Origin of the sequence: Butyrivibrio sp. AE2005, from assembly GCF_000686965.1 — a bacterium.
In the GTDB taxonomy this organism is placed as follows: Bacteria; Bacillota; Clostridia; order Lachnospirales; family Lachnospiraceae; genus Butyrivibrio; species Butyrivibrio hungatei_A.
Genome location: NZ_JMMD01000018.1, coordinates 70,632 through 82,501, shown reverse-complemented (window position 1 = coordinate 82,501; position 11,870 = coordinate 70,632). Strand labels below are relative to the sequence as shown.

9 protein-coding genes are annotated in these 11,870 nt (G+C 35.2%); all 9 read right to left on the bottom strand.

Annotation, left to right across the window (positions count from 1 at the left end):
- Positions 1-1,006, bottom strand: a 1,006-nt coding sequence (locus DL92_RS0112410) for a DUF4011 domain-containing protein (RefSeq protein ID WP_026667893.1), incomplete at its 3' end; no start/stop codon positions are given.
- Positions 1,003-2,169 (bottom strand): DGQHR domain-containing protein, encoded by a 1,167-nt coding sequence (locus DL92_RS0112405; protein ID WP_026667892.1) that lies wholly within the window; start codon positions 2,167-2,169, stop codon positions 1,003-1,005. The genes DL92_RS0112410 and DL92_RS0112405, both read right to left, overlap by 4 nt.
- A 14-nt stretch (positions 2,170-2,183) precedes the next feature.
- Positions 2,184-3,758: a nucleotidyltransferase family protein gene (locus tag DL92_RS0112400; protein ID WP_026667891.1), complete on the bottom strand. Its 1,575-nt coding sequence runs from the start codon at positions 3,756-3,758 to the stop codon at positions 2,184-2,186.
- 126 nt (positions 3,759-3,884) lie between these two features.
- Complete coding sequence (dcm, locus tag DL92_RS0112395) at positions 3,885-5,273, bottom strand: DNA (cytosine-5-)-methyltransferase (protein WP_026667890.1); 1,389 nt, start codon at positions 5,271-5,273, stop codon at positions 3,885-3,887.
- 139 nt (positions 5,274-5,412) lie between these two features.
- Positions 5,413-6,837 carry a Sau3AI family type II restriction endonuclease gene (locus tag DL92_RS0112390; protein WP_026667889.1) on the bottom strand — a complete coding sequence of 475 codons (1,425 nt, stop codon included), beginning with the start codon at positions 6,835-6,837 and terminating at the stop codon, positions 5,413-5,415.
- A gap of 25 nt (positions 6,838-6,862) precedes the next feature.
- Positions 6,863-7,321, bottom strand: coding sequence for a very short patch repair endonuclease (locus DL92_RS0112385; protein ID WP_026667888.1), 459 nt, complete (start codon positions 7,319-7,321; stop codon positions 6,863-6,865).
- Between the two features lie 2 nt (positions 7,322-7,323).
- Positions 7,324-9,675, bottom strand: a complete 2,352-nt coding sequence (locus DL92_RS0112380; RefSeq protein ID WP_034469088.1) for an AAA family ATPase — start codon at positions 9,673-9,675, stop codon at positions 7,324-7,326.
- 238 nt (positions 9,676-9,913) lie between these two features.
- Positions 9,914-10,300: a single-stranded DNA-binding protein gene (locus DL92_RS19200; RefSeq protein WP_051625332.1), complete on the bottom strand. Its 387-nt coding sequence runs from the start codon at positions 10,298-10,300 to the stop codon at positions 9,914-9,916.
- 189 nt (positions 10,301-10,489) lie between these two features.
- Positions 10,490-11,860 carry a relaxase/mobilization nuclease domain-containing protein gene (locus tag DL92_RS0112370; protein WP_026667886.1) on the bottom strand — a complete coding sequence of 457 codons (1,371 nt, stop codon included), beginning with the start codon at positions 11,858-11,860 and terminating at the stop codon, positions 10,490-10,492.
- Between the last annotated feature and the right edge of the window lie 10 nt (positions 11,861-11,870).

Genomic DNA, 11,870 nt, shown 5'->3' with positions numbered 1-11,870 from the left:
TAATGTTTGTGATAGTCTGTGACTTGCCGGTTCCGGGAGGTCCCTGAAGCACAAAACTCTTGCCGGTCTTTACCATCTCTATAGCTTCAATCTGACTGGAGTCCGCATCGACAACAGTATGTAAATCTATAATCTCGTTTTCTACTCGGTCCTGTTCACCATCTCCCATAAAGTTCGGTCTCTCAACAGGTTCACCCAAGAGCAGCCTAACGTTTCTGTTCTGTAGTATCTTATCCTCTTTACTCAAGAGATCGTGATACATGTTAATTTTTAAAAATGAGAAAATACCAATCTTACACTCAGGAGTAACCTGCCAATGGAGTCTGGATACAATTTCCTGCACTTTCGATATGTATGATGTAAGTGACTCATCTTCTTCATATTCCGGAAGCGTAACACCATACTGTGCACTCAAGAAATAATTGAAAGTTGGATTTACAACAATGTCATCCCCCGTAAGCTCTATGAAATAAGGGTCTACTGAAGACTCATTTTTCAGTGTAATAGGCACAAGAAGAAGTGGCGCTTTGTTGATGATGTCAGAGTCTTCGCGCTCTTTCCATCGTATAAATCCGAATGCCATATACGCAACATTCACACCTGTTTCCTCAAGGAAATCTCTTGCTTTTTTATCAATGTTCCTTACAGCGATAATCGGATTTGGTGTCTTGGCATACACCAATACCTGATTGGCCTTATGAATCCTAGAAGAATAGAGTGCAACATAATCACTCTTCTTCATCTTATCCGAAGCTATCGTCTCCTGCGTTTCATCAGAAGAAGCGTTTGCTGACAAAACAGCCTCCTGATCATCTTCATAATCAGCAATCTTAGGATCAAAAATCTCAAATGATGAAGTGCTCAGACACTTAGCAAAAAAAGCCTCTCCATCAGGATAAACCACCTCAGCAGTAGATGCTTTGGTGGTTCTGAAATTGATCATATTATTACGCTTGCCTGTATCAAGCAATTGCTGAGCCCAACGCTCAAGTTTCTTGTTATTCATATCTCCTCATTTTTGATATACTTCTGTATTATTTTTGCGCCTCCGGCAGAACTTAAACCTGCGAATTTTCCGCTTTTTTTCCAATCCTCACTTACTAATTTACTTTGCTTTATTATTCTTTCAAACTCGCCAATTCCATTTTTATAGCAATCCGAGATAAGGGTGTTTATTGCTGAAACCCCCATTGTTTTTTGAATATAATATGAATCGTCATAATATGTTTTTAGTATTTCACCTGAATCATATATTTCATTCGAAGTATAAATATTCCATTTTTCAAACACAATATTCCAGCAATTACCTATTACTTCTGCTAATTCTTCCGCTTTTAGATCTAATACACGTTTTTTTTGGTCAAACTCACTATTCTCTATTTTGCTTAACTCATTTTTAATTTCATTTTTGCAAATAGATTCTATAGAATCGTAAAACGCCTTTAATCCTACGATTCCTACACCATTCTGTGAATTTACATCAAAAATAATACCATTTTCCCAATATTTGCACGCTTCACCAGAGTTTATTTTTTTTATCACACTGATAATAAGGTAATTATATATGTTGACCTCACTAGGTTTTTCTTTTAAATCATATTTATATTCCGCAAGCTTAGTCAAATCCATTTTCAGTGGTTTTGCTTTGGAATTAATATTAGTAAATGCAGTCACCTCTGGGCGTCTATAATTTGGTTCTAAAAGCATTATAATAACGCTGACTTGATATTCGGCAATGTAATCAAGTTTTCCATCTTCATTATATTCCCCATAAGCCTTCTCGAACCCTTTTATTCTATGCTGTCCGTCTATTACTCTAAATTTATGATTTAGCTTTTCCTCCCTAGTTGTAAACTTGATTAATTCATTTGATTTATTCCTCTTAACTACATCCTCGTCAAATTCTTTTTCTAAATCATCAATATTTATCCCCAAAACTATTGCGTTTGTTGTAACTTGACTATTAATGTCCTTTAATAGTTCTTTTGCAATTTTATTATAGTGCATCGGTTTTGGCGCACGTTGATAACCATACACTGGATCTGCACCATTATCTGTATTTTCTCCATAAATTAAGACCTCATAGTTATCCATAATAAACTTCATCGGTAATACTGTTGTAATAAAGCTTTGCTTACCCTGTATATATTTTATCCCATAAAATTCCATCTTTTCACTCCTTCTTATTTAGAAGCATTCAATAATAAACATATTAGATTCTCAGGTTTTTCTTTTCCTGATGAATTAATATTATTTTCTTTATAGCATTCTGATATATCTCCACTTAAATCATTAAAGATAAATCCTTCTATTTCTTCAGATTCATCAATTATTTTTTTTATTTTCCCGAAGTATTCCAAAGGATTTCCTTTTCCATCTAGCATATATTTTATAACAACCGTTCCTATTGACTCTCTTTTTGTATCAGTATCTTCGTCATCCCCCTCTTTATAAATAATTTGTGTCCATTTATCGTTTAATCTATCGTAGAATGAACTCCAAAAAGCATATAGCATATCCATCTTATCTTTATTGAAAAAAAAGCATTTAGTTTTACATATAATCGAATCCTTACATAATATTTCAATTACTTTGTCTATAAACCACACTTTAAAATTCGTCTCACTGCCACTTCTATTAAATTGCTCTCCAATTATACTTGAAAGCATCTCACGAAGAAACTTTTCTAATTCTTTTTCATTAATTTCTTTATACCCTTCTTTATTGCAATTTGCTATCCATTCATAATATAAACTTTCAAATACAGAAAATTCTATACTTGCATTTCTAAGCGTTTGGTAATTTTTATGCAAAACTGATTCTCTAAATGATTCACAATATTTAAATTCTGCAATATATGAATATTTAGAATTATCTTTTTGTGATAAAACTTTTACTTTCGCAGTGTCATTATCACAACATTTATCGAACATTGTATAAATACTTTTTCGGTATTCCGTCAAAACATAGGATGACCCCAGCTTTTCTCTAAGAAGATTTACATATTGCGTCCTTAAGTATTGGCTAAAATCCATTTCTTCAACTTTTTGGTCATATTCTTCATGGGAATTTCTAACATTAAGCATTAACCCATCTATCTGTTCCAATAAATCTCCAATTTTATTCATTACTTCTTTATTGGTTCCTTGAATGTATGAAAAATTAAAATCTTTATAGAACAACATATGCTCGATATCTGCCCATGCTGAATCAATCTTACTTTTTATCTGTAATTCAAATGGATATCCTTTATATGTACCTTTTATTCGATATATTTGTCGCCCATTTTTCATTTTTTGAGGATTATTCCTAAGATTATTGAATGTAATAGCTGCATCATTAAATTCACTTTCATTTTCAGCTATAAGCTTAAGCATATTACCACAATCTTCTGCAAGAGAAACCAAATATCTTAATCCAATAAGATCATCCATATTATTCTTTAGAACATTTATTATTTTTCTTGGTGTTTGAGCTGCTTTTAAATCATAGAATATTTGATCTCTAATTATTTTTTCTCTTAAACTATCTTTTCCCTTTATCCTGCTACTTAATTCAAAAAGCCTTATCTCTTTACTAGAATCATTTTGGATAAGAAGGCTATAGTCTTTGGCATGTTCTTGAACAATTGTGTCAATTATATTTTTTAACTTTTTCTCTGCTGTCTCTAATTCTTTATATAATTTTTCCTGATATAAATCAGAAGCCCTTTGAGCAATATCACGGTAATCTTCATATAACTTTTCTGTATTTCCCATAACAGTACATATAATCCAATTACTATTTTTACCGGCAATTGAACTAATCCTTTCTTATTTTTTGTAGATTTTATAAAACGTCCAATAACTTAAAAGTCGCTCGACCATAGGTAGAACGACTTATTTTCAATCTTCATTTTCTATAATACTTGATATCACTGGCTCCATCTGCTTTACAAGATTAACAACCAGCGCATTACCCATCATAAACTTACGCTTATTTACAGGCATTTCAACCTTCTCGCCATCAACAAGGCATTCCTTCGTCCAGTTAGAAGGAAATCCCTGAATCCTCTCCATCTCTACAGGAGTAAGTAATCTTATCTCTCCAGTCTGCTTATCTCTGACAATATGAGTAGTCCTGCTAAAGGATCCTTCGCTTGTAAGCATCGTTCTTGCAGGTTTGTTATACTCATCAATCATAGGAATCGGACCTTCAGAAAAGGCATACTCATGCCCGTTCTTAGCAGTTCTGGAAATCTTTTTTCCACCTTTAAGATACTGCCAAGTCTGACGCTCCTCTTTTGTCAGCTTCTGCTTTGTCTCATCGCTATGTGTGACATCAGGGTTTGTATAATATAATCTTTCCTTAGGAATAAAGAAAGATGCATCAACTCTTCCGGTCTCCATTACATCACCAAGTGTAATCTGCTTACCATCATAATAAGGTACAGTCTTTGCTGTATAGATTGTTCCATCGTACATCATTCCCGAATTTTCAAAATTGAAAGTAAAGGAATCCGAAAGCTCTCCGATACCCTTTGGAAGTTTGCCAATCTTTACATACTTTGCATCAAGCGGATCTACCGGAAAACAAGTCGCGAAAAATCCCTGTGAAAGAATAACCTTTGCGATACTGTGTCTATGAAGCTCGTCACCATGCATCGCGATATAATTTGCATCTTCAAGAACCTTCTTTGCATACTTAGTATCATTTCTATAAGCAAAAATAAAAGTACGCCTTCTTCTCTGCTGATAACCATATTCAGCAGCATTGATGACTCTCCATTCTACTGTATATCCAAGATCTCTAAAACAAGCCAAGATAATAGCAAAATCGCGTCCTCTCTGATTTGCAGGACTCTTTATAAGACGATCGACATTCTCAAGCAAAACAAAAGGAGTATTCTTAGCTTCGAGCATATCTCTTATGTCCCACCAAAGAACACCTTTCTTACCCTCTAATCCCTTAGAAGTAGCAAGAGTTGAAGCCACAGAATAATCCTGACACGGAAAACCTCCGACAAGTAATGTATGATCAGGAACTTTGTTTTTATCAACTGCATTTATATCTTCATTAGTAGTATCATTTCCATCAAGGTCAAGACATACGCCAAATCTGTTGACATAACAGTCATGAGCCCATTGTGTTTTTTTATCAGCAGGTTCCCACTGGCTGAACCAGACTGTTTTCCACTTTTCAGGTTTCTGCGCATCCTCAACTGCGGATATCGAATTTAATCCACATCTGAATCCACCAACACCTGCAAACAACTCACAAACCGTTTTCTCCATTCCCAACAACTCCAATCAAAAAATATATCTAAATCGTATCACAGAACAGTCTTTCGATCAACTATTCCATCCAAAAAATAATATCACAAAGCCCCAAATTGATCAACTCTTGACATTCATGATATTGCAGTTTTCCCCATCATTTAAGCCTTTGATCAATCTGTTCCAAAATATACGTATTGTTTAGCCAAAAGCACTGCTTCGGATATTCTCTTCCATCCGGAAGTTCATAAGTATCTTTTGCGTTCTGAGCATGTGGCCTTACATGGCTAACTCTGTTCTCAGTTGCTTTAGGAAAATTATTATGATTGATGCCGTTAATCTTCTCAACCTTAAGCCCTTCCTTCAACACCTGAACTGTTCTTTCCCACATCTGTCTCACATCATTTTCAAGATCTTTATATGGAATATTCCAAAACTGTGCTCCTTTGAGATGAAGCTTCTCATTCTCATCAAACTTATATACAACAAACAAAAATCTTGTTTCACGCAGGTAGTTCCCGAATGTTGAATCATCCCATTCTTCCTGCACAAGCTCCTTGAACTTAAATGTCGGAAAAGACATACTCTCTTTTATCTTATTATTAGAGCCTATCCGAATTGTCTTCAGGACAATATTCGCCTTCTCAAATTCTTCTGCCTGATTACTTTTTATCCCAAGAATCCTATATGCTAACATTGCCCCAAGATTTTTTGCTTTCTTAGTAATATCAACATCAAACTTCTCGCAAAGCTCATCGACAGAATATCCCGCATACTCACCGATTTTATTTACAACATAATCTTCAAACGATTCCACAGAATCATCTTTGACTATAGGCTCGTAAGTATCTTTGCCTGGAATAATATAATTATTAAGTACATACGTCATATATGAATTCTTGAACGTAAATGCTCTAGGCTTTGCAGGAATATCGCTATAGGGTTGCTTACGTCTTACTTCTGATGTCGAAGATTTAGTAGCTGCTCCAAGATACAACGTATCTCCTTCAGAAAGTTCATGCGCTTTTCCTGCTCTTATCTTTTCTACGATTATTTCATAATCATGCTTGATGATCTTAAGATCTTGTTCCGGCGGTGTAAAGAGTTTTGCATATCCGATGCGATAATCAAGATTAAACTTGACCTCCTGCTTATAGAGATAATAGATAAGCAATATCAGCTTTGACTTATTCCAAAAATGGCTTGTCTCAAAGTCCTCATTTACAACAGTCATGTAATCTATCATTGTAAGGATCAGGCGTTCCTTAGCTGATAGCGTACCATTCTTATTTTCTTTGTAAGGCGTAACCTTCAGTTCAACACCTGCCTCCGGAAAATCAGCTCTTGCATCACTATTACAAGAATAATGAAAAAAACATTCTTCGATTATCTGTCCGACATTTCCCTTGTTGCGTTTAGTCTCTGCAACATCTGACTTACCATATGCAGCTTCGTCTTCCCTGATTGCATTAGAATCATCTTCCATTACTTGCCTGAAAGAACTGCCGATAAGTTTCTGCGCATACGCTTCTATAGATTTTGGATTGGTTCTGTCATATCCAAGTTCAATATTTACATCCATGTAGTTCCCTCTTACATTATGTGTTCTAATCAATCTCACCTATCTTAAAATCAAATATTGCTTCCTCTATCACTTTGATACACTCATCCGTCTTTTTTAGGATATCTTTTCCCCAGAAATGTATCACCGTCCATCCAAGGAATAAGAGTTGCGCATCTTTCTCTTTATCCCTACTTCGATTTCTTTCGATTTTCTTTATCCAATAATCAGGATTCCTCCCCTGCTCAAGCTTAGGTTTAAGAACTTCCCAATCCTTTCCATGAAAGAATTCTCCATCACAGAATATGGCAATATGATATTTGGTGAGTGCTATATCCGGGCATCCCGGTATAGCTTTATAATTCTTACGGTATCGATACCCTTTACTCCATAATGCCTTGCGGAGAACGACTTCAATCTTTGTGTCTTTACTACGAATCTTACTCATGCTCCGCGATGTTTTTTCAGTTGTTATTCCATGAAAACGTGGTTCTCTTGAAATCATCATTATGCATAAAAGTCCTTAATCTTTTTAAGCCAATCGTCAATATTCTTTACAACATCTTTCTCTCCCTCAAGATGTGCCAATACATGTCTTGAATTCAATTTATACATAAAACATATGACTTCTTGCGCAGTCCTTTCCTTCGCCTCTTCACTAATAAAATTCAAATATTCTGGATCCTGCAGCGCTTTAACCCTTTCTTCCATATGGCTTTCACCATGCAACACAAGCCGATACATTAGATTCTTAAAATACTCCACATAATCTTTATCATCTATACATGCTAAGATTGAATCATCAATAGATACGTCTTCTATTCCTTTTTTATAAATAAATGTAGAAAAAGCTTCAAGAATACGTCGCATAACATTTCCAATCGTATATTCATATCCATTCGCATTTCCGCACGCATATCCATATACAGTTTTAATTAGTTCACTATATTCATTGGGTTTTCTTGCTATTGGAACTAATTCTTTATTCTTTAATTCTCGAACATTAAAACTTAGTCTTTTATTCCCATGACTCTCGGCATTAACTTCTTTCGAAATCTCATCTGCGATTTTTTGAAAATCATAATAGCACTGCATATCATGAGTCATCACAGCAACCTGGCTCTCATCATTGTTTTTGATTATCGATGACACCTTATCCTTTAATAACGACATTATTCCAACTTTATTTTCAAAATCGAAACTTGAAACCGGATCATCTATAATAACCACTGATTTTTTTGCGTATCCGTCTTTTGCTGCCTGATTAGAGATTAATTCAGTAAAAAAATAACATAAAGCAATTATGTTTCGTTCTCCAAGCGATACATTACTTGGCTTAACCGATATTCCTCTTGAATACAACACATACTTCTCATTTTCAACTTTAATTTCAAGCCTATCTTTTGAAAAGAATACATATCTCAAGCTATTATTGATAAGATTGACTGCTATTTTTATATTTTTCTTTTTTGCACGTAATAGTTCTAGAACCTCACCTTTTTCTTTTAGCTCTTTATTTGAGTTCTCTACAGCTTTTTTTGCTGCTTCCAATTCTTTTTTCGCCTGCTCCCAGCGATTAATATCGTTTACCACTTCATAATGAGCAATTAAGGCATTATCTTCAGAAAGTTTTCTTTCTAATATTCCAACCTTTCCTACCGCTTCATTATACTTATCAATTTCGTCCTGCAGCTTTTTCCTTAATTCTTCATATTCTTCCAACCTATCTTGCAATTCCGTCTCAAAATCGAGTATCGGTGTATATGGATGATTAATCTTCTTTAATATTATTTCACGAATCGCGAATATTTCTTTGTTGATTTCTTCAATTTTATTTCTACAAGCTAGGACCATTTTTGAATTCAATGCTTCTAAACCATTAAAATCAACTTCTATTTGCTGAATGATGCTTTTTTCAAGTTTTTCCTGATGTTCGTCAAATTCTTTTGATAAAACCTTTTCAATACTTCCAATCAATCCCTTCTTGTATTCATTTGAAACCTCCTGAAAGCAAAATGGGCAATGAGCGGTTTTTTCTTTAGAGAATATTCTTCTCATCTCATTTACATTATCAGCTTTACCCTCTTCTATCATTCTAAGAATTTTTTCTTCTCTATCACTTAATGAAGGGCTCTCAACTTTTTGCTTTAACAACGATTGTAACTGCACCTCACTAAAATCAACTTGTAGTGCCACCGTATTATTGATTTTTTCTGCTTCATTATCACGTACTTGATTCAGCAAAAGTAGATTTTTATCAAATCGATTTTGTATTATCCCAAGACTTTCATCCGGCTGAAGACGAATAATACTATCCATCACAGAATCAGTCACACTAGCATTTCTTTTTAAATTTTTAATTCTTTTTTCCCTATCCGCCCAATGAATATCGCCTGACAGTCCTAAATTTATTTGCATCCTACAATATAATTCAGACTTAGGATTCTCTCTATCTTGTAGTTCTTCAAGCTCATTTTTTAAATTACAATTCTTTTGGGTTTCAGCTTCAATCTTTAGCTCAATATCTTGTATCTTCTCTTCTAATTCTCCGAGCTCACCTAAAAGTACAATAGTTTTAAGTCCATCCTCTTTTACTTTTACTCTTGTATTAACATAATCTTCATTAAAAATATGAATATCTTCTGTATCCGAATAAGCTACACCAGTATCATCATATAAATTGGCATAATCAATGCCTTCAACATTCTTTCCAGCAGCATATTTCACAGCATCTGCTATGGTACTCTTCCCTGATCCGTTCTTTCCATATATAATTGACAGCCTATTATTTTCAGGAAACATTTCAATATTTGCTTCATCATCAAAATATCTACCGCGAAATTTTATGTTCTTTAACATTTTCCCTCCCAAGTCTCCTCAACAAAAATCATTCTAGTTTAACAAATGTAAAACATCTCATAAATACGGCAAATCATTAGAAAAATTATATCATATCATCAATCAAATCCGCTTAAATAATGTACTTCTTCCTAAACTTTTATAGTCAATCATTCTCTACTACTTTGTTGTACATATAGGTACAATTAAAAAAACGGGGAGCCCTGCATTTCTACAAGGCTCCCCAAATCAAATTCCACTATTTAAACGGAAGTCCTTCAAATCCTTCTGGGACTTCTGCGTACTCTTCTTCGGCTTCAATACCGGAAGAGTTTTTGCTCTCGGCAAATTCGAGTTGTTCAACGATTACATCGGTGGTAAAAATTCGAGTTCCGTCCTTTTCATAGCTGCCTGTTTGGATGCGTCCAGTGACAATAAACTTGGTACCTTTCTTGCCATACTTCTCAAGGAAGTCTGCTTGATTTTTGAAAGAAACAAGATTTATGAAGTCAGCTGATTGCTCATCATCTTCGCGTTTATATGTTCTGTTGACCGCAAGGGTACATCTTGCCACCTTCTTGTCTGAAGATGCATTTCTTATCTCAGCATCTCTGGTAAGACGACCTGCCAATATTACTTTATTCATCTCAAATCCCTCCTATCAAAACTAGGCGTAGCGCCGCTTCTGAAGAATCCCTACGAGGGCTATTAAAAAAGTGGCAAGCAGTGCATTTGTGGGACAAATGCTCTTGCCGCTTGTTGAGGCGTACCGCCCCAAACCCCTTTAACCGAAAAATTCGGAACGGCGCTAACGCTTAATAACTTCGTTTTTATATCACCGAGAAGGCTTCGACCTCTCGATTTTCTTTTCTGTATCTTTTGCTCCAATCTGCAAAAACATCTCCACGTTTCTCTTAGCTTCCTGAAGATTTTTATTATCATCCCGCTTAATGTAATAGTCTTTGTATAAAGATTTTTTCTCTTGCAAGAGACTTCCGATTTCATTGTTCAGCTCTTTTATTGAAGGAAGCTTTTTTCCATATTCGTTAAAAGCATTTTTTGCCGCTCTGCACTTTGTGATTTCCTCACGATGAGCTTCAAAAAACTTTTTGCTGTAACGAGATTTCTTGTATTCTTCGAAAACAGCTCGCGTCTTATTGAAGTTGATCATGTGTTTACGAAGCTTTCCCAGCCCATCAATTTTTGTTTCAAGAGTTCTTATGCCATCAGTAAGTTTCCTAAAATCTTTAGCCGATACATCTGCCTTTTCCTTGAGCTGCGCATAACTTCTGATTCCCCTATCATTCAAGAAGAGCAAAGTTTTCATCATAGCCTTATTGTTGAATTTTTTACTCCAGCGAACATAACCTATACCCTTTCCCTGCCTGATTTTTTCCTGAATATCAACGAGAAGGTCAAAAGAAATATCTTGCTTGGAATCTTTAATCTCAAGACTTCCTTCAATCTTATTTTTCAGAGTTTCCAACGAATACTCTTTTCCCAAAGATCTGAACCTGACAAAATTTTTCCTTCCATGACCTCTTAGTGCCAAGTGTTTTCCGCGCTTTATCTCATACCCCGATTTAACAAGTTCGGATAAAAGAGCTTCAAGATTTTTGGGCTTACCTTCAAGAATCTTATCAATGGCATCTCTTATATCCTGCCGATAGCTCTTTTGATAGATTGGTTTCTTTCCCTTATGCTTGTAAGGTTCTATTACAGATAAGCCATGCTCAAGACAGATCATGTCAGATAGGCGCCTAAGACCAATCCCGCAAAACCATGAATCTCTGAATTTCTTGTCACAATGCAGGTTGACGGAGTTATATATAACATGATTATGGATATGATCCTTATCAACATGAGTGCAACATATGAATTGATGATTTCCTTTGGTAAACCTCATGGCAGTTTCGTAACCGATTGCATTTGCTTCTTCAGGCGTAACTTCGCCGGGTTTAAAGGATTGTCTGATCTGATAAGCAATAATATCGCCCTTATATTCTCTGCCTGTAGTTCTTATGTATTCATTTCTTGAATCCAAGAACTCTTTTTCCACAATATCCACATTGCAGGCATAGGCAGTTATGTACTTTCCATCTTCGGTCTTATCTTCATCCTTGGCATAATCCGTTCGAGCAGCCAAGCATTGTCCCACCGACTTTCCTATATTCTTATGCATAGCAATCAGTCTCGTCGCTGCCATTTCCGTTTAC